Genomic DNA, 18,905 nt, shown 5'->3' on the forward strand with positions numbered 1-18,905 from the left:
ATGTAAAGTCAAAAGAAAACACAGCAAGGGAGAGAGCCAATATGCAGCGCCAATATGCAGCAATGGATTAAAGAAGCAGCTAGAGGAAAAAGGGGATCAAAACACCTTTCATATGAACAGGCTAAACTTGCAGGAGAGGCGATGTTCTCCGGCGAGGCAAGCGATGTGCAGATCGCGGCGTTTCTGATCGCGGAACGGATCAAAACAGAAACGTCAGACGAATTGCTTGGCATCACAGAAGCGATGCGGGCACATTCTTCGGTGCTTCAATTGCCGCCGCACATCAGCGGGCATGCCGTCGATTTTGCCGGACCTTATACTCTTTTCTCGCCACCATTCCAGTGTCTCTTTTACTCGCAGAAAGCGGCATACCGGCATTTCTTCACAGCAGCGAGGCACTTCCGCCGAAATACGCAAACAACATAAAAGCCGTTTTGCGGGAGCTCGGCATTGAGACAGAAGGCACACAGGAACATATTGAAGAATTCCTCTCCGAATTACACATCGGATTTGCATCAGCCGAGTTATGTTGCCGTCCATTTCAACGGCTGAAAACCATTCGTGAGGAAATGGGCGTGCGAACCGTTTTGAACACCGCAGAGAAGCTCCTGAATTATGCCGGAGCCTCTCGAATCATGATGGGCGCCTTTCACCGGACAGCCATCCAGCATATCTTTCCCGTGTTTCAAAGACTGGGCTATCAGCAGGCGTTTATCGTTCAAGGAGCAGAAGGCTCTGAGGATGTCCCTGTCCACCGCAACAGCTTCGTGTTTACGATCAATGAGAGCGAAATGGAAGCATTCATCTTAAAACCGGAGGACTATGGATTGAAAGCGGACGAAGCAGCATGGGATCAAACAATGAGTCCGGCCGGACAGGCAGAAAAAATCACGGCGATCCTCGGCGGCAGCGAGGAATCCGGATTGGACTATGAGAGAAAACAAGTCATCATGAATGCGGGACTGCGTTACTATTTATTCGGACATACCACATCAATTGAAGAAGGAGCAGACCTTGCCAAATCTCAGCTGGAGCAAAAAGGGGCCTAAAGATATTGGAACAGTGGATATCTCCCTCCCCCAAAGGAACTAATTTACAATTTTAATGAAAAATATACAAAATGACACTTCTATCCTTTATTTCAATTTTAGATAATAGACATGATCTGATAAAAGGAGGGCAAGTGATGACAAAAAAAGCAAGGTTTCTGCCGCTCGTCTGTGTGTTACTGATTTCCGGATGGTTTGCGCCTGCCGCTTCAGCAAGCGCGCAAACCGCATTGAACCTGAACGGCCGATTGGCGTCTTCCCCTTCAGGAACAGAGGGCCTTCTCTCATTAGCCGCTCCCGCTGCACCCTACGCTGACACAGATACCTATTATGAAGATGCTGAAAACAAAACAGGAGAATCGCTAAAAAGTGCCCTGCACCGCATCATCAGCGGACATACAATGCTGTCCTACAGTGAAGTATGGAACGCGCTGAAGGAAACCGATGAAGATCCGGCAAATCCGAATCATGTCATCCTGCTCTATACGAACGAATCGCGGTCAAAAAATCTGAACGGCGGAAATGTCGGCGATTGGAACCGCGAGCACGTCTGGGCGAAATCCCATGGCGATTTTGGTACGAGCAAGGGGCCTGGCACAGACATTCACCATTTGCGTCCGGCTGATGTTCAAGTGAACAGCGCAAGAGGAAATATGGATTTTGACAATGGCGGCACTGAATATGCGAAGGCACCCGGAAATTATTATGACGGTGATTCATGGGAGCCCCGTGATGATGTGAAGGGTGATGTAGCCCGCATGTTGTTTTACATGGCTGTCCGTTACGAGGGTGATGACGGCTACCCTGATCTTGAACTTAATGATAAAACTGGCAACGGCTCAGCCCCATTTCACGGAAAACAATCTGCCCTGCTCGAATGGAACAGGCAGGACCCGGTCGATGACCGCGAGCGAAAAAGAAATGAAATCATTTATGAGAAATATCAGCACAACCGCAATCCATTTATCGACCACCCTGAATGGGCAGATGAGATTTGGCCGTAAGAAAAAGGTGCTCCTCTTAAGGAGCACCTTTTCTAATACACAGCCTCTTCCGTCTCCGCATCGAAAAAGACAACGTGGTCCATTTTCACTGACAGCTGGATCGAATCGCCTGCGGCGATTCGCGTGTTTCCATCAAGGCGGACTGTGAGCCGCTCGTCCCCAGCCGTGACATGCACAATCAGCTCCGACCCCAGATTTTCACTCACTTCCACCTTCGCATTAAACACTGAATCAAACAGCTGATGACTGCCCGTCAATTGTGCCAGATGCTCCGGCCGGACGCCGGCAATCATCTGCTCTCCGGCATATCCCTTTTCCTTCAGCCGCTTCGCTTTTTCTTCAGGAATATGAAGCCGGATCGAAGGGTTTGTGAAAAACAGCTCGCCATGCTGCTCCTCAATGGTGCCTTTTAGAAAGTTCATTCCCGGGGAACCGATGAAGCCTGCGACGAATAGATTCGCAGGGTAATGATAAATGTCATGAGGTTTCGCCACTTGCTGGATTTCCCCTTCATTCATTACAACAATCCGATCGCCCATTGTCATCGCTTCGGTCTGATCATGCGTGACATAAATAATGGTTGCCTCTAAACGCTGGTGCAGCTTGCTGATTTCTGTCCGCATTGTGACTCTCAGCTTCGCATCCAGATTGGAAAGCGGCTCGTCCATTAAAAAGACCTTTGGTTCCCTCACAATCGATCTGCCAAGCGCCACCCTTTGCCGCTGCCCGCCGGAGAGCGCCTTCGGCTTTCTCTTCAGCAAATGCTCAATCTCTAAAATTCTGGCTGCCGCATGAACCCGCTCGGCAATTTCGTGTTTCGGCAACTTTCTGAGCTTTAGTCCAAACGCCATATTATCAAAAACCGTCATATGCGGATAAAGCGCATAGTTTTGAAATACCATCGCAATATCACGTTCTTTCGGCGGAAGATCATTGACCCGTTCTCCATCGATGAGGAGGTTTCCTTCAGAGATGCTTTCCAGCCCCGCCACCATCCGCAGTGTTGTCGATTTTCCGCATCCTGACGGCCCCACCAGCACCAAAAGCTCCTTATCCTTTACATCTAAATCAAAGTCCTTCACCGTTAATTGTGAGTGATATGATTTTTTGATATGCTCAAATGTTAATGAAGCCATCAGAAATGTCCCCCTATCTTTTGATCTGTTATTTCGCCACTGGAAACAACTTGGTCTTTCTGTTATTTTTAGAGTAATCGATTCCTATTTTTGCTATATTTCTAAAATAAAAAATGTAAATTTGTATTATAACGTCATAATACATTATAATATGAATAATAGGTTAAAAGGAGGCTACCCCTTGTTAAACAACGGAAGTTCTACACCTTTATACATTCAGCTAAAACAAATCATCACTGATGACATTAAAAAAGGCGTGTATTCCCCAACCGCCAAGCTGCCTACCGAAAACGAGCTTTGCAGCAAGTATAATGTCAGCCGCATTACCGTCAGGAAAGCCATTCTTGATTTAGTCGAAGAAGGCTATCTGATCAGGCAGCAGGGAAAAGGAACGTTCGTTAAAAGCCCTAAATTAAAACGAGAGCTGATCGCAGTAAACGGCTACTCAGAATTTATGGAATCAACCGGCAAAAAACCGAAGCATCAAGTGCTGTCCCATGAGATCATTCCGGCGGCAAAACCCATTGCCGAGAAGCTTCAAATCGATCCTGAGTCCCCTGTCGTTGAATTAAAACGGATTTTATATAATGATGATCAGCCGCTCTCCTTTGAAGTGACGCATTATCCGCTGGATTTGTTTCCCGGCATTGATGCCTTTATTGCTGACGGCGTATCCATGCATGATATTTTGAAACAGCAATACCAAGTTGTTCCCGCCCACAATACAAAGCTACTAAATGTTGTGTATGCCCAGCAGGAGGAAAGCAAATACCTGGATTGCGATATCGGGGATGCGCTGTTTGAAATCGATAAAACGGCTTTTACATCAAACGACCAGCCAATCTACTGCTCACTGTTTCTGATGCACACGAACCGTGTCACTTTTACGATCAACAGCCCCTACACATAACCGGCATAAAAAACGAGACACTGCTTATAGTATTCTCGTTTTTTCACTGCTTCCCCCATCCTCCAAGCGAAAAGGATGGCCATAGCCAAATGCCCCGTACACACCGCATGTTTTTGCAGCCGTTTCCGCCGCTTGGCGCAAAGCATGTGTCATGTCCTGCTTCTCGCAAAACGCTGTCAAAAAACCCGCTATAAATGAATCTCCCGCTCCAAGTGTATCTATTATATCAGTTTCCACGATCGGCTGATGATAGATTCGGTCTCCCGCAGACAGGATCGCCCCCTGGCCCCCGCGGGTCAGACAAACGAACTTTGCTCCGTACCCATGAGCTGTTTTCGCAAGCTCGCCGCATTCCGACTCACTCAAATCGCTTCCAGAAAAAAACGCATACGTCACATAAGGACAAACCCTTCTCAGATAATCATCCTTCCGATTGGTTGAAAAATCAAATGAGACCGGAAGCAGCCCGCACAGCTGCGGAAGATCATTCTCAAGCCGGCTGTACACACTCGTATGCAGCAGATCATGGCTGCTGATAAAGTCTAGATCTTTCTCCTGAAACACGAGGCGAAGCCGAGACTGAATGCCGCCTTTATTTGATCTGACAAAAATACGGTCCCCCTGTTCATCAAGGGTGACAATCGCCATTCCATTTTCTCCGTGCGCCTGACGGATATAATCAGCATTGACCTTCTCCATTTTCAGTACGTTCAAAAGATGTGCCGCTGCTTCGTCATTGCCGACGATTCCAATATAGGAAGTCTCATGCCCGAGCCGTTTGGCCAGCACAGCAACGTTTAAGGCATTTCCACCCGGGTAGAACGTTTCTTGATCCTGATAGTAATCAACAACGTTATCTCCAACCGCAATCAATTTCATTATGCTTCCCCCTTATCCTTTTACACTTCCGCTTGCAATTCCGCGGACAAAATATTTCTGCATCAATAAAAATAGAATAATAATCGGCGCGGCTGAAATCGTTAATCCCGCCAGCAGGACTCCCCAATCTGTCTGAAGCGCGTCTCTGAACTGCATCAGCCCAGCTGGAATGGTCCGCAAATTCTCATCATCTATGAAAATAATCGCAAACATAAATTCATTCCACGTATGGTAAGCCGTCAAAATGCCGGATGTCACCAAAATCGGCACGCTCATTGGTAAGAAAATTCTGAAAAATACTCCGAAACTCGTACACCCATCTAAATAAGCCGCCTCCTCCAATTCTTTGGAAATAGAAAGAAAATAAGAGCGGATCAAAATGATGGTGAATGGGATCCGGTAAGCCGCATACGGGAGGATCAACGCCCAATACGTATTGTAAAGGCCCAGCGACTGAATAATAGAATAAAGCGGCACTAAACTGACCTGCGGCGTCAGCATCAAACCGCCAAGACAAAGCACCAAAAAGAATCCTTTTCCTTTAAACTCAAACCGGGAAAGGCCATACGCCGCCCATGCACTGATAAAGACAGTGATCACACACGTCAGCGCCGTCACGATCACACTGTTCATGAAATAAGAAGAAATTCCTTGATTCCAGGCGGACACAAAGTTTTCCGGATGCCACGAAGACGGCAGCGACCAGCTGTGCTCAAAAATATCGTCCGAGCTTTTAAAGGCGCTCATGACCATCCATAACAGCGGATAGGCAATCGCAATCAGATATAGAAACAGAAAAACCCACACAGACGTTTCCCCGATGTTCCATTTTCGTCTAGGCTTTCTTTTTACCTCAATGTGCCGGTCAGGCACAGGCTCCAATCTGAACGAATCTGTCTTCTTCTGAGGCAGCATCTGTTACTCCTCCTTTCCGGTTTTAAAGAACTTCATTTGCATGAGCGACAATGCGAGCGTAATGATTAACACCACAGTGGCAATTGCTGAAGCATAGCCCATCATATCCTTTGTAAAGGCGCTTTTATATAAAAACGTGCTTAAGACTTCTGAAGCATTTCCCGGCCCGCCGCCAGTCAATATGTACGGTTCATTAAATACCGTAAAGGCGCCGGTCAGCGTCATCACTACTGCAACAAAAGACATCTCTTTCGTCTGGGGAACGGTAATATGAAAAAACTGCTGAATTTTCCCCGCACCGTCAAGACGGGCTGCTTCATACAGTTCATCCGGTATTTTTTGAATCGACACAATGTACAGCATCGCAATATAACCGACAGACTGCCATTGAGACACAAAAATGACAGAAAGCATAGCCGTGCTGTCATCCCCGAGCCAAGCCCTTGTCAGCTGATCAAGGCCAATAGCCTGAAGCAGCTGATTCAAAAGCCCTGTCTCCGGGTTGTAAATAAAATCAAACAAAAGCGCGATCACCGTCATTGAGATGACAACCGGCAAAAAGAAAACGGTGCGAAAAAACGGCGACCATTTTCTGACCAGCTTATCCTCAAGCACCGCCGCCAAAATCAAACCGCCAAATACCTGGCATACAATTGAGATCACTGCATAAAGCACATTATTGGTAAGTGCCTGGTAGAAGACAGGATCATGAAATAATTCAACATAGTTATTTAAGCCAATAAACGTTTTTTCCGGAGAAAAAGAGCTCCACTGAAACAGGCTGAGGAAGACATTCTCAAAAATCGGGATATAAACGAAAAGTAAAAAAACGAGAGCGGGCACCAAAAACAAATAGGGGATTATCTTATTCTGGTTGACCAAGGATATCTCATCTCCTTTATAAAAAGAAAAGGTGCGAGGTTCACCTTTTCTTTGATTTATTCAGCTTGCGCCCTCACTTGCTTCGCCGCTTTTTGAACAGCTTTCATGACCTGCTCCGGTGTCATGTCGCCGCCAAGCATTTGCTGGACGCTTGTTAAGTACGCATCTGCAATTTCAACATCGACATCCATATCAAACCACGGAACCATTGATTCGGCATCAACAATTTGCTGAACTGCTTCACGCTGAATGGCTGTAGAATTTTCTTCAGTAGCCGTTCCTTGTACGGCACTATATTTCCCGACCTCTTTCACGAGCTTTTCACCCATTTTTTTCGACGTCAGAAACTGCAAAAATTCCATCGCTTCCTTCGGATGTTTTGTTCTTGAGGAAATCATGAACCCTTCCGGCGCGCCCGTTAACGCGTCTGAAGATCCTTTTTGCCCGCTGATTTCAGGGAATGGGAACATCCCCAAATTTACTGGTTCAACCAGCTTGATTTCCGCTGTTTCCGCATATATCATCGCCGACTTTCCACTCTTAAATTGCTGTCTCACATATTCGTGGTCGACGGAGTTTACATGTTTATTAAAATAAGGCATCAGCTCCTGAAGCTTTTCAAGGGCTTTTACATAGCCTTCATCAGTAAATTCACCCGTTTTGGCGTTATAGTCCTTGTCTCGCGTTTTTTCATTGACCATCCGCTGATTGAGCGTGCCGATATAGTGCGAGATTGTCCAAGTCGCCTTTGTTCCGAAGCTGATCGGTGTATAGCCGTTTTCTTTCAGCTTCTTTGACACTTCAATTAATTCATCCCATGTCTTCGGGGGATCAAGGTTCAGCTTTTGAAAAATGTCTTTATTATAGAAAAATGATTTAGCATCCATTTGCCACGGCACGCCATATTGCTTGTTTTCATAAGTGAATGGTGTAATTTGCGATTGAACGAGCTGTGATGACCAATCTGAATCATTTTTGTAGTAGGACGAGAGATCAAGGGCTTTATTGCCTCTGATAAATTTAAACGCAAACTCGTCGCTCCAAGAGAAGTAAATGTCAGGAGGGCTGGTGGTTCCCAGCATGACCTTAATTTTATCTTTATAGGAGTCATTTAAAACGGCTTCAATTTGAATGTCGATATCCGGGTGTTCTTTTTCAAATTCCTTAACAACCTCTTCAAAATAACTTTTTTCTGGCTCCTTCGGCCATCTGTGGAAAAATTTCAATGTCACCTTTCCGTCCGCCGAACTGCTTTGGCTCGAACAGCCCGCAATGGTGAGCATACTGACAGCTGCAATGATCAAAAACAACAACATTTTCTTCAAAGGGTTGGCCTCCTCTGGACATTAGACTATAATGTTATATAACATTATAGTCTAATGCATAATGGTTCCTCATTTTTAGATCAATACTCAACTTTCCACATGTATCTTCTATGAGATAAAGGATGATTTCTCGCCTCTGCCAGCGCGTCCGCATAGCTTCTCAGCACACGGTTGAGAACAAGCGGAGCAAGGTAGCCTTTAACTGAATCGTCAATTGCAGTGAAGTCATAAGTTGCGGCATCAAGCACTGTGAGCTTTTTGCCATACTTTTTCGAGAAGGTAAGCGCCCGCTCTTCAAGAGGTCTTGTTTCATCTAAACCGAGCAGGATGATAAACGGCACGGATTCATCAATAATTTCAAACGGTCCGTGAAAATATTCTCCGGCATGAATGGCGTGGGAATGAATCCATTGCATTTCCATGAGAATGCAGATGCTGTAGGAGTAAGCGACACCGTAGTTTGCACCGCTTGCCATTGTATAAATTATGCTTTCTTTTTCATGAGCTTTTGCGAATAGCTGTGCGTTGTCAGCTTCCTGCTTAAGGGCTTCTTCATACACAGCCTGTAATTGGTCTAAGCCTTCAATTGCCTGTTGGAATTTTGTGTTGTTTTCTAAAACTTGCAGGGTTCCGAAAACGATTTGATACAGAACGCCATAGTTCGTATTGATCGCAAGCGCCTCATCACCCCAATCGTACTGGGCAACATATTGCGCTTCCTGCGCTAAAGGAGACTCCGGTTTATACGTCATCGCAATTGTAAGTGCGCCTTTGCCCCTCGCAAACGCAGCAGCTTTGACTGTCTCCGGGGTATTACCCGAATGCGAGCACAAAATAACGAGAGACTTTTCACCAAGCTGAACAGGGTTCCGCTGAATAAACTCATTAGAGCTGTAAAGGTCAGAGTTCATTGATTTTGACTCCCTGTCAAACACATACTTACTCGGATACATAATGGCCGAAGACCCTCCGCATGCGACAAAGAATACATGGTCAATGGTTTTCCCTTTCAAATCCTGCAAGAAAGCTTGAACCTCACGATTAACTTTTGCTGTGGCTTGACTCAAATCCTTCACTCCTCATTTTTATTATATAACGTTATATAACGTTATATATTGTTATATTAAAGTCCACAGCCGGGATTGTCAATATTATTTTCTGAAATTTCTCAATAATTTATTTGGAAGATAGACAACGGGCTTAATGCGGAAAAATGCCCAAATCAAAAGCCAGAGCTTAACATAAGCTCTGGCCCGGCTGTTCAGTCCGCTGACTGACGTCTTATTTAAAAAATGCCTTGTCTATATTGTATTTCGAGTGCTGTGTGTTGATGATATATGTCTCGTAAATATCTCTTTCCATTGGGTCATCGACTACACACACTTCAATTTTATATACTTCGTCTCTGTGATGTTTGATCGGTGAAACAGTGTCTTCAAAATGCTTCTTAATTCTCTGTCTTAGCTTTCTGGCTTTACCGACAAACAGCAGCTCGTCATGAATGTTGTAAAACATGAAGATGCCGCCTTTATCCCGTGGTATCTGATGAAAGTCAATAAATCCGTGAATCGGCTTTATTTTCGGCTCGTTATGCGCAGCTGACTGCTGTCGTTCGGTGATGGTGACATTCGGTGCGGGTATATCAATTTTTATCAAAATCAGTTCACGTCCTCTTTTTCATTAAAGATAAATGCTAACACAGACAGAAGAGAAAAGCCACTATCGCTTTATATATTTGTTTGTTAAGCCTTTATTTATTATGCAAGCGCTCCGGCTGGATCATACGGGCCAAGGTCGATTTCCGTCTGCTTTCCGAGAACGAGCTTTGCGAGCTCTGAACCTAGGAATGGCCCCATCGTTAATCCCGAGGCGCCTAAACCGTTTGCGGCATAAAGCCCTTGGATATTCGGCACGGCGCCGACAACAGGCAGGAATCCCGGTGTAAACGGCCTAAAGCCCACTCTTGTTTCAATGGCAGCGCCATCAGCTAGACCCGGCGCAACAGCTAATGCTTTGCTCAATACTTCGAGCTGGCCTCCTGCTGTCACACGCAGATCATTGAGGTCAGCATCATTTTCGTGTGTGGCGCCGGCTACGATTCTGCCGTTATCAAAAGAAAGAATGTACTGATCGTTTGGCGGCATGACAACCGGCCATGATCCTGTATCCGTGTCTGTCATTTCAAAATGCATGATCTGCGCTTTCTGAAAGGACACTTGAAAATGAATCCCAAGGGGCTTCATAACCTCATTAGCCCAAGCCCCCGCTGTCACAATTACCGCGTCAGCCGTAAACTGCTGTGTGTCTGTTTGTACGCCGGTGACCGTTCCATTTTCAAAAAGAAGGGACGCATTTCCTTTGATGATCTTTGCGCCGCGTTTCTCTGCAGCGCTTAAAAGCGACCGGCACAGCGCTCTTCCGTTCACGCGGGCGGCACCGCTGATATGAACCGATTCATAGCCATCAGCTAAAATCGGAAACAGCTTTTTCGTTTCACTTGCAGACAAGCGGGTAATGTCGCCGATCTCCGGCGCATCCTCCCGTCTCTTATACGCCCGTTCTTCCATCTTATCAAGCTTTGACGCATCAGTATGAATACTGATTGCCCCGACACGTTTATATCCTGTATCCGTTTCTCCGTCATCTTCCAATTGATGGATTAAATCCGTATAGTACCGTGCCCCTCCCTTAGCAAGCTGATACCAATCCTGATTACGGCGCTGCGAGAGCCAAGGACAGACGATCCCCGCCGCCGCATCAGTCGCTTGTCCCGGCTCTTTCCGATCAATGACGGTAACTCGAGCGCCTGATTTGGCGAGATGATAAGCCGTCGACGCGCCGAGAATCCCTGCGCCAACGATGATGTATGATTTCATATGCAAACACCTTTTCTACTATAATGTCTATTCATTTTACCAAATAGAATGCTTTCCTTCGACCTTTTGCCCTAATGTGGAAAAACCGCGAAGTCCGTCCAATCTCTTTACTCTCCTATCGAATATCCTGTCACTATCAATAGAGAAAGGATGATACCATGAGCGAAAATCGTCATGAAAATGAAGAAAACACAGACCGCAATCCGGCAGTCGCAAAAGTCCAAAACAGCGGTAATGCAAAAGTCGTGGTCAACGTGAATACAGATCAGGATCAGGCACAGGCGCAGTCACAAGACGGAGAAGAGTAATGAACGAAAATATTATTCCTATCAACAGACATACCCAAGAGATGCCTCACAATGGATCCATGATTGAAAACAGCGGGAACTCAAAGGTCTATATCGACATTCACATTGATACAATGCCGATCGCCTTTGCTATATTATGCTCTGCATTAGCCGCAAAGCAGATGACAAAGGAAGAATTCGACACAGCCTATACACAATTACAAGAGATGAACAGGGATAACAGCAAAACATCTGTAAAGCAAATCAACAATCAGGAGATAGAAGAAGAGTAAAAAACCGCGGCCCCTCGGCCAGCGGTTTTTCTTCTGCATACAAAAAGGACGCGACTGAATCGGTTACTTCTGTACAATTTGAATAAGGTTACCGCATGTATCGTCGAAGACAGCTATTGTGACTTCGCCCATTTTTGTCGGTTCCATCGTAAACGTCACGCCTTTTTCCTTTAATCGGTTGTACTCTTTTTGAATATCTGCAACGCCAAACATTGTGGCCGGGAAGCCTTCGGAGAATATCTTCTTTTGATACTCCTTGGCGGCAGGATGTTCATTCGGTTCAAGTAAAAGCTCGGTTCCGTCTTGATCATCAGGAGAAACAAGCGTTATCCACCTGAATTTCCCCATGGGAACATCCTCCTTTTTTACAAACCCCAGTTTTTCTGTATAAAACTTCAGTGCCTTGTCTTGATCTTGCACGAATATACTGGTCACAATGATTTTCATATTGTTGTTGCCTCCTTTGATATTTATGTTGCATGGTACTATGCAAACAATCCGGCTTCAAGCAAAACAACCCAACCTTTGTCAGAAACTCAGTACTGGTTTTATAAAATTACTCTATCCATCCTTTCAGCAAATTTTTAAGTGGTTCGTTGTTAAATATAAGTACTCGATATTTTCCCTTTCGTTTTGATGTTACGAGTCCTGCATCCTCCAGTACAGAAAGGTGTTTAGCTATCGCCTGTCGCGTAATAGAAAGGTTATGCTTCGTAATGAGACGTATCGTAAGTTCATACAACGTCAGCTCGTTGCGTTCAGATAATTCGTCTAATATAAGCCGCCGAGTCGAATCGCCGAGTGCTTTGAATATAGCGTCTTTGTTCCAATTCATATATTGAGTATAAGCAACTCATTAGTTGCATGTCAAGCATAAGCAACTGTATGGTTGCGTGATATAGGAACTGAATCTTCCGGCGGTCTGAAATATTCTAATCGATAAGGAATTAAAACCATCAAAATAACAGTGGATATGTATCTGAAAAATAAAAGAAGACGAACTTCAAAAGTTCGTCTTCTACATCAAATTCGGCACGCTGGCCATTTTAAAATTGATAACTATCTCTAAAACCCTTGATAAACAAAGGGGTTTTCATCATTAACCGATAGAGCCTTCCATTTCGAACTTAATCAAACGGTTCATTTCAACTGCGTATTCCATTGGAAGCTCTTTTGTGAATGGCTCGATGAAGCCCATTACGATCATTTCAGTTGCTTCTTCTTCGGAAATGCCGCGGCTCATCAAGTAGAAAAGCTGCTCTTCAGATACTTTAGACACTTTCGCTTCGTGCTCCAATGAAATGTTATCATTTAAGATTTCATTGTAAGGAATGGTGTCTGAAGTTGATTTGTTATCCATAATGAGCGTATCGCACTCGATGTTAGAGCGGGCGCCTTCCGCTTTGCGTCCGAAGTGGACGATTCCGCGGTACGTTACTTTACCGCCTTGTTTTGAAATCGATTTTGATACGATTGTGGATGATGTGTTAGGTGCAAGGTGAATCATTTTCGCACCCGCATCCTGATGCTGGCCTTTACCCGCAAGAGCGATAGAAAGCGTCATACCGCGCGCGCCTTCGCCTTTTAGGATACAAGCCGGATATTTCATTGTCAGTTTAGAACCGATGTTGCCGTCGATCCATTCCATTGTTGCGTTTTCTTCACAGACTGTACGCTTCGTTACAAGGTTGTAAACGTTGTTCGCCCAGTTTTGGATCGTTGTATAACGGCAGTAGCCGCCTTTTTTCACGATGATCTCAACAACGGCACTGTGAAGTGAGTTTGTTGTGTAAACAGGGGCAGTACAGCCTTCAACATAATGAACGCTTGCTTCTTCGTCAACGATGATCAGCGTACGTTCGAACTGACCCATGTTTTCAGAGTTGATGCGGAAGTAAGCTTGAAGCGGTGTTTCCACCTTCACGCCTTTAGGAACGTAGATGAAAGATCCGCCGGACCAAACAGCTGAGTTAAGCGCCGCGAACTTGTTATCAGTCGGCGGGATCACTTTTGCCCAGTGCTCACGGAAAATATCTTCATTCTCTTTCAGCGCGCTGTCAGTGTCTTTAAAGACGATGCCTTGCGCTTCAAGATCTTCTTTCATGTTGTGGTAAACAACCTCAGATTCGTACTGAGCAGAAACACCCGCAAGGTATTTTTGTTCAGCTTCAGGAATACCGAGCTTGTCGAATGTTTGCTTAATTTCTTCAGGAACTTCATCCCAAGAACGCTCTGAACGCTCAGACGGTTTTACGTAGTACGTAATTTCGTCAAAGTTCAGTGAGTTTAAATCTCCGCCCCATTGAGGCATCGGCATGTTGTAGAAATGCTCAAGTGATTTCAAGCGGAAATCAAGCATCCATTGAGGCTCTTCTTTCATGCGAGAAATTTCTTCTACGATTTCTTTTGTTAATCCGCGCTCTGAACGGAAAATGGAAACGTCCTTGTCGTGAAAACCATACTTGTATTCACCAATATCAGGCATTTTTTTAGCCATCCATTTTCACTCCAATCCTTTTAATTGCCGCCTTCTTCTTTTGCGACTCCTTTTTCAAGTGCTTTCCATGACAGGGTTGCACATTTGATACGGGCCGGGAATTTTGAAACGCCTTGAAGGGCTTCAATATCCCCGAGATCTATAGAATCATCATATTCTTTCCCTTGCATCATATCCGAGAAAATCTTAGACATGGAAAGGGCTGTTTCAATATCTTTCCCTTTAATCGCCTGAGTCATCATCGAAGCGGACGCCATTGAAATGGAACAGCCTTCCCCTTCAAATTTCGCATCTTCCAAGATGTCTCCGTCAAGCTTCATTGTCAGTCTGATTCGGTCGCCGCATGTCGGATTGTTCATATCCACGACGATGCTGTCATTTAAAACCCCTTTATTGCGTGGGTTTTTGTAATGATCCATAATCACCTGTCTGTACAATGTATCTAAATTTGCATTAAAAGACATTTGTAAAATACTCCTTTGTCTTTTGAAGAGCTTCCACAAGCTTATCAATCTCTTCCTCTGTATTATACAGATAAAAGCTTGCTCTTGCAGTAGCAGTTACATCCAGCCATTTCATCAGCGGCTGCGCGCAATGATGGCCGGCTCTGACAGCGATTCCCTCCGCATCAAGCACAGTCGCCACATCGTGAGGATGAACATCATCAAGGTTAAATGTAACAAGCCCGGCACGCTCTTCCGGACCGTAAACCGTTACGCCGTCAAGCTGGCTGAAGCGTTCAAGCGCATAAGCTGCAAGCTTGTGCTCGTGGCGGGAAATCTCATCAAGACCAATTTCTTCAAGAAAATCAATGGCAGCACCGAGACCGATTGCTCCTGCGATAATCGGCGTGCCTGCTTCGAATTTCCACGGAAGCTCTTTCCAAGTTGATTCATAAAGTCCGACAAAGTCGATCATTTCACCGCCGAATTCGGCAGGCTCCATGTTTTCCAGCAGGGCTTTCTTTCCGTACAGCACCCCAATACCGGTAGGGCCGCACATTTTATGGGAAGAAAGCGCAAAGAAGTCACAATCGAGATCCTGCACGTCAATTTTCATGTGAGGCGTGCTTTGCGCACCGTCCACCACAATGACAGCTCCATTGTCATGAGCAATTTTCGCCATTTCTTTAATCGGGTTGACCGTGCCGAGAACATTAGATACATGAGACACCGCAACAATTTTTGTGTTGCTTGTGACCGTTTCTCTGACGTCTTCTAAAGAAATCGTTCCGTCTTTCTGCAGCGGAATATATTTTAATGTGGCGCCAGTCGCTTTGACAGCCTGCTGCCACGGAATGATATTCGCATGATGCTCCATATAGGTGATGACCACTTCATCACCCGGTTTCAGGTTAGCGCGCGCATAGCTTAACGCCACCATATTCAGTGATGTGGTCGTGCCTTTTGTGAAAATAATCTCAGCCATTGACTTCGCGTTAATAAACTTGCGGACTTTTTCACGCGCTCCTTCATAACCGTCTGTCGCTCTGGTTCCAAGTGTATGGACGCCCCGGTGAACATTGGAATTGTATTGGTTATAATACTTATCCAGTGTTTCAATGACAGCACGCGGCTTCTGGGAAGTCGCCGCGCTATCGAGATAAACGAGATCATGTCCGTTCACTTGCTGATGAAGGATCGGGAACTGTTCACGAATATCTGTGATATTCATTACTTCACTTTCCTTTCGATTACAGAAACCAATTGTTTCTTAACGCCTTCAATCGGAAGCTCATTTACTACCGGTGCAAGGAATCCGTAAATGACTAAGCGTTCTGCTTCTTCTTTCGGAATTCCGCGGCTCATCAGGTAGTAAAGCTGAATAGGGTCTACACGGCCGACAGATGCCGCATGTCCTGCAGTTACATCGTCTTCGTCAATTAAAAGAATAGGGTTTGCGTCTCCGCGTGCTTTTTCGCTGAGCATCAGCACGCGTGATTCTTGCTCCGCATTCGCTTTAGAAGCGCCATGTTCGATTTTGCCGATTCCGTTAAAGATAGAAGAAGCGGAATCCTTCATCACACCATGCTTCAAGATATATCCTTCAGAAGCTTTACCGAAATGAATGATTTGTGTTGTGAAGTTTTCTGTTTGCTCTCCTCTTCCGACAACAACCGTTTTCGTATCGCCATATGTGCCGTCACCGTAAAGGTTTGTTGTGTTTTCGGAAATTGTGTCGCCATCGTTCATCAGGCCGAGAGCCCACTCGATTTTGCTGTCGCGTCCGCGCGCAGCGCCGCGGCGGTTCACATAAGTTGTCACACCGCTGGACAGATTATCCACCGCACCGTATGTCACGCTGGCATTATCACCTGTGATGACCTCACTGATAATATTGAATACAGCATCTTTCGGGTTTACAGTGCTGACGTAGTTTTCTACATATGTTACAGAGCTGTGGTCTTCAGCCACAATCAGCACGTGGTTGAATAGAGCTGTATCGTTGCTTTCATGGACGTAAACAGCCTGAACCGGCGTCTCCACCTGAACATTTTTCGGAACATAAAGGAATGCTCCTCCGTTAACAAGAGCCGCGTGAAGTGCAGTTAATTTATGCTCATCAACCTTCACGCCGTCCTTCATAAAGTATTTCTCCACCAAGTCGCTGTGCTCGCGTGCAGCAGTCAGAATATCAGTGAAGATGACGCCTTTGTCTTTCAATTCTTGAGAAAGAGAAAGGTATGCCGGCGTCTGGTCACGCTGTACGTATAATGTTTTATCTTCGTTTTCAACGTCGATCAGCGCTTTTGCTTCATCAGTCAAATCTTCTAATGAAGAAAGCGGTTCGTTATCAACTGTATGCTTCGCGAAATTCGTGAAGTTCCAGTTTGTGATTTTTGTTTTGTCAGGTTTCGGCATCGGCAGATCCTCAGCTTTTTCAAGAGCCTGTAAGCGCAGGTTCTTCAGCCAGGCAGGTTCTTGATGCTTTTCGGAAAAGCTTTTGAGATACTCCTGATCTACGGATAGTTTTGTACCTAGTGTCATGTTAATCCCCCTAACGCTTACGCTTCTTGGCCAACAGTTTCGTCTTCAATGCCAAGTTCTTGTTTGATCCAGTCATAACCTTCTGCTTCAAGACGCTGTGCAAGCTCTGCACCGCCGGATTTTACAACGCGGCCTTGCATCATAACGTGAACAACATCCGGAGTGATGTAGTTTAACAGGCGCTGATAGTGAGTGATCATCAGGCAGCCGAAGTTTTCGCTGCGCATTTTGTTGATCCCTTTAGATACAACTTTCAGGGCATCAATATCAAGACCTGAGTCGATTTCATCAAGGATGGCGATTTTTGGTTCAATCATCATTAATTGAAGAATTTCGTTGCGTTTTTTCTCCCCGCCTGAGAAACCTTCGTTAAGGTAGCGCTGAGCCATTTCAGGGTCCATTTCAAGAAATTCCATGTTTTCGTCCATTTTGCGGATGAATTTCATAAGAGAAATTTCATCGCCTTCTTCTCTGCGCGCATTGATTGCTGAACGAAGGAAGTCGGCATTTGTCACACCGCTGATTTCACTTGGGTACTGCATCGCAAGGAATAAGCCTGCCTGCGCACGCTCGTCCACTTCCATCTCCAGTACATCTTTGCCGTCAAGCGTGATGCTGCCTTTTGTTACTTCATATTTAGGATGCCCCATAATAGCAGCTGACAGAGTGGATTTACCAGTTCCGTTCGGTCCCATTACTGCGTGGAACTCTCCGCCTTTTATTTCAAGGTTTACACCCTTTAAGATCTCTTTTCCTTCGATTTCAACGTGAAGATCTTTGATCGTTAATGTTGAAGCAGCCATATCTATACCTCCAAAAATATATAATCATTATTCTCATTTTATTCTCATTCTAATTTTATAACAAATGAAAAGTAAATACAACTTTTTATCGTGCCTTGCACATTCATCAAGTTTAACAAAGATCAGCACTTTATTAAAGCGATTGAAAAAGAAAAAGAGTGGATTCCCACCCTTTTTTAAAGATTGATTTTCTCAATAAGCTCCCGCAGAAATCCGCTTGCTTTTTTCATAATCAAGCTCTCTCTGCCGCTCTACTTTCATTCTTGTTTCCAGCCGGCGTCCGTATTCCTCGTATCCTATTCCGTGTGACAGCTGCATCGCTTTTTCCATTTCTGACGTATAATCGAGGTCCAGTCTGTCATGGCTGCTGCAAATAATGAATCAATCCCTTCATTTATTTGCTTCTATTGTATCAGCGTCGCCATGAATGCCGCAAAAAGGATATGGCTTGAAATAGCGGCAGATGAGACGAAAGCATCCTTTCAGATCAATTGAGAATGGTTTTTCGGAATATTCCTTCTCTTAATGCGTGGTGTTTCCGAATTCCTCTATGCACTGCTGGACAACTGTCACGCCTTGGCTGAGAGCTGCGCCGCCTCCAAACGCCGCTGCCACACTGACGGCTTCGAGAATATTTTCTTCCGTCGCTCCCTCATCAAGACAGCCTTTTGTATGATAGATCATGCAATATTCGTCCTGAGCATTGATGGCGATTCCGAGGGCGATCAGCTGTTTTTCTCTTTCAGTCAGGGAATTCCCGGCAAAGCATTGTTCAGTAAACTCGTTAAACTTTCTTCCCATCAGCGGCATCTTTTGTTCAAATGTGCCTAAACCAAGTTTATATTGTTTTAGCGCGTCCTGCATGCTTCCTCTGTCTTGATTCAAAGAAAATCCCTCCATCTGTTTAACATTCCTTTTTATTATGAACAGCTTTTAGGAAAATACCCGAAAAAACCCCGGATTTATCATCCGGGGTTCACCGTGTCAGCAAACCCTCGCATTCGTTGTCAGACCTGCGCGTTGGTGCTCACGAATTGCAACATTCGCTCCGCTCCAATGCTC

General features: G+C 45.2%; 23 protein-coding genes. 6 read left to right on the forward strand and 17 right to left on the reverse strand.

Annotated elements, in window-relative coordinates; all coding sequences use genetic code 11:
* Window positions 1-54 precede the first annotated feature (54 nt).
* The 3 genes from MOC09_RS14330 (at window position 55) to MOC09_RS14340 (ending at window position 2,053) form a co-directional block, all read left to right on the forward strand.
* Window positions 55-426 (forward strand): hypothetical protein, encoded by a 372-nt coding sequence (locus tag MOC09_RS14330; protein WP_268360988.1) that lies wholly within the window; start codon window positions 55-57, stop codon window positions 424-426.
* Window positions 342-1,049 carry a hypothetical protein gene (locus MOC09_RS14335; RefSeq protein ID WP_268370935.1) on the forward strand — a complete coding sequence of 236 codons (708 nt, stop codon included), beginning with the start codon at window positions 342-344 and terminating at the stop codon, window positions 1,047-1,049. The genes MOC09_RS14330 and MOC09_RS14335 overlap by 85 nt, the downstream gene beginning before the upstream one ends.
* A 137-nt stretch (window positions 1,050-1,186) precedes the next feature.
* On the forward strand, window positions 1,187-2,053 hold the full coding sequence (locus MOC09_RS14340) for an endonuclease (protein WP_268370937.1): 867 nt from the start codon (window positions 1,187-1,189) through the stop codon (window positions 2,051-2,053).
* Between the two features lie 32 nt (window positions 2,054-2,085).
* On the opposite strand, the gene MOC09_RS14345 is transcribed toward MOC09_RS14340, so the two are convergent.
* The gene (locus MOC09_RS14345) at window positions 2,086-3,189 is read right to left on the reverse strand and encodes a sn-glycerol-3-phosphate ABC transporter ATP-binding protein UgpC (RefSeq protein WP_268360983.1); all 1,104 of its coding nucleotides are present in this window, start codon (window positions 3,187-3,189) and stop codon (window positions 2,086-2,088) included.
* Window positions 3,190-3,370: 181 nt separating this feature from the next.
* On the opposite strand from MOC09_RS14345, the gene frlR reads away from it, so the two are divergent.
* Complete coding sequence (gene frlR, locus MOC09_RS14350; protein WP_268360982.1) at window positions 3,371-4,099, forward strand: transcriptional regulator FrlR; 729 nt, start codon at window positions 3,371-3,373, stop codon at window positions 4,097-4,099.
* Window positions 4,100-4,123: 24 nt separating this feature from the next.
* Here frlR and MOC09_RS14355 read toward each other — a convergent pair whose 3' ends face one another.
* The 7 genes from MOC09_RS14355 to MOC09_RS14385 form a co-directional block, all read right to left on the reverse strand.
* Entirely contained in the window at window positions 4,124-4,978 is an 855-nt protein-coding gene (locus tag MOC09_RS14355; protein ID WP_268370939.1) for a fructoselysine 6-kinase, read from the reverse strand.
* A 12-nt stretch (window positions 4,979-4,990) separates the two neighbouring features.
* Window positions 4,991-5,893: a carbohydrate ABC transporter permease gene (locus MOC09_RS14360; RefSeq protein WP_268360978.1), complete on the reverse strand. Its 903-nt coding sequence runs from the start codon at window positions 5,891-5,893 to the stop codon at window positions 4,991-4,993.
* Between the two features lie 3 nt (window positions 5,894-5,896).
* A complete protein-coding gene (locus MOC09_RS14365) occupies window positions 5,897-6,775 on the reverse strand; it encodes a carbohydrate ABC transporter permease (protein ID WP_268370941.1) in 879 nt (292 codons plus the stop codon).
* A 56-nt stretch (window positions 6,776-6,831) separates the two neighbouring features.
* A complete protein-coding gene (locus MOC09_RS14370; protein ID WP_268360974.1) occupies window positions 6,832-8,100 on the reverse strand; it encodes an ABC transporter substrate-binding protein in 1,269 nt (422 codons plus the stop codon).
* A gap of 80 nt (window positions 8,101-8,180) precedes the next feature.
* Window positions 8,181-9,167 carry a fructosamine deglycase FrlB gene (gene frlB / locus MOC09_RS14375; RefSeq protein WP_268360973.1) on the reverse strand — a complete coding sequence of 329 codons (987 nt, stop codon included), beginning with the start codon at window positions 9,165-9,167 and terminating at the stop codon, window positions 8,181-8,183.
* Between the two features lie 214 nt (window positions 9,168-9,381).
* Window positions 9,382-9,756 (reverse strand): nucleotide excision repair endonuclease, encoded by a 375-nt coding sequence (locus MOC09_RS14380; protein ID WP_268360971.1) that lies wholly within the window; start codon window positions 9,754-9,756, stop codon window positions 9,382-9,384.
* 101 nt (window positions 9,757-9,857) lie between these two features.
* Entirely contained in the window at window positions 9,858-10,976 is a 1,119-nt protein-coding gene (locus tag MOC09_RS14385) for an NAD(P)/FAD-dependent oxidoreductase (protein WP_268360970.1), read from the reverse strand.
* 158 nt (window positions 10,977-11,134) lie between these two features.
* On the opposite strand from MOC09_RS14385, the gene MOC09_RS14390 reads away from it, so the two are divergent.
* Both MOC09_RS14390 and MOC09_RS14395 read left to right on the forward strand, forming a co-directional pair.
* Window positions 11,135-11,284: a spore protein gene (locus tag MOC09_RS14390; protein WP_268360968.1), complete on the forward strand. Its 150-nt coding sequence runs from the start codon at window positions 11,135-11,137 to the stop codon at window positions 11,282-11,284.
* Window positions 11,284-11,556: a hypothetical protein gene (locus MOC09_RS14395; protein WP_268360966.1), complete on the forward strand. Its 273-nt coding sequence runs from the start codon at window positions 11,284-11,286 to the stop codon at window positions 11,554-11,556. The genes MOC09_RS14390 and MOC09_RS14395 overlap by 1 nt, the downstream gene beginning before the upstream one ends.
* Before the next feature lie 63 nt (window positions 11,557-11,619).
* Here MOC09_RS14395 and glxB read toward each other — a convergent pair whose 3' ends face one another.
* From glxB to MOC09_RS14440, 9 genes are all read right to left on the reverse strand, one after another.
* Window positions 11,620-12,003 carry a methylglyoxalase gene (glxB, locus tag MOC09_RS14400; RefSeq protein WP_003240869.1) on the reverse strand — a complete coding sequence of 128 codons (384 nt, stop codon included), beginning with the start codon at window positions 12,001-12,003 and terminating at the stop codon, window positions 11,620-11,622.
* A gap of 109 nt (window positions 12,004-12,112) precedes the next feature.
* On the reverse strand, window positions 12,113-12,391 hold the full coding sequence (locus MOC09_RS14405) for an ArsR/SmtB family transcription factor (RefSeq protein ID WP_268370943.1): 279 nt from the start codon (window positions 12,389-12,391) through the stop codon (window positions 12,113-12,115).
* Window positions 12,392-12,655: 264 nt separating this feature from the next.
* Entirely contained in the window at window positions 12,656-14,053 is a 1,398-nt protein-coding gene (gene sufB, locus MOC09_RS14410) for a Fe-S cluster assembly protein SufB (protein ID WP_003228608.1), read from the reverse strand.
* 20 nt (window positions 14,054-14,073) lie between these two features.
* Window positions 14,074-14,517 carry a Fe-S cluster assembly sulfur transfer protein SufU gene (gene sufU / locus MOC09_RS14415; protein WP_268370945.1) on the reverse strand — a complete coding sequence of 148 codons (444 nt, stop codon included), beginning with the start codon at window positions 14,515-14,517 and terminating at the stop codon, window positions 14,074-14,076.
* Entirely contained in the window at window positions 14,507-15,727 is a 1,221-nt protein-coding gene (gene sufS / locus MOC09_RS14420; protein WP_268370947.1) for a cysteine desulfurase SufS, read from the reverse strand. The genes sufU and sufS overlap by 11 nt, the downstream gene beginning before the upstream one ends.
* On the reverse strand, window positions 15,727-17,040 hold the full coding sequence (sufD, locus tag MOC09_RS14425) for a Fe-S cluster assembly protein SufD (RefSeq protein ID WP_268362938.1): 1,314 nt from the start codon (window positions 17,038-17,040) through the stop codon (window positions 15,727-15,729). The genes sufS and sufD overlap by 1 nt, the downstream gene beginning before the upstream one ends.
* Window positions 17,041-17,057: 17 nt before the next feature.
* Window positions 17,058-17,843 carry a Fe-S cluster assembly ATPase SufC gene (sufC, locus tag MOC09_RS14430; RefSeq protein ID WP_003151872.1) on the reverse strand — a complete coding sequence of 262 codons (786 nt, stop codon included), beginning with the start codon at window positions 17,841-17,843 and terminating at the stop codon, window positions 17,058-17,060.
* A gap of 192 nt (window positions 17,844-18,035) precedes the next feature.
* Window positions 18,036-18,173, reverse strand: coding sequence for a hypothetical protein (locus MOC09_RS14435; RefSeq protein WP_003228600.1), 138 nt, complete (start codon window positions 18,171-18,173; stop codon window positions 18,036-18,038).
* A gap of 192 nt (window positions 18,174-18,365) precedes the next feature.
* Window positions 18,366-18,743 (reverse strand): carboxymuconolactone decarboxylase family protein, encoded by a 378-nt coding sequence (locus MOC09_RS14440; RefSeq protein ID WP_003222796.1) that lies wholly within the window; start codon window positions 18,741-18,743, stop codon window positions 18,366-18,368.
* Window positions 18,744-18,905: the final 162 nt, after the last annotated feature.

This window comes from Bacillus sp. N12A5 (assembly GCF_026790125.1).
GTDB lineage: Bacteria > Bacillota > Bacilli > Bacillales > Bacillaceae > Bacillus.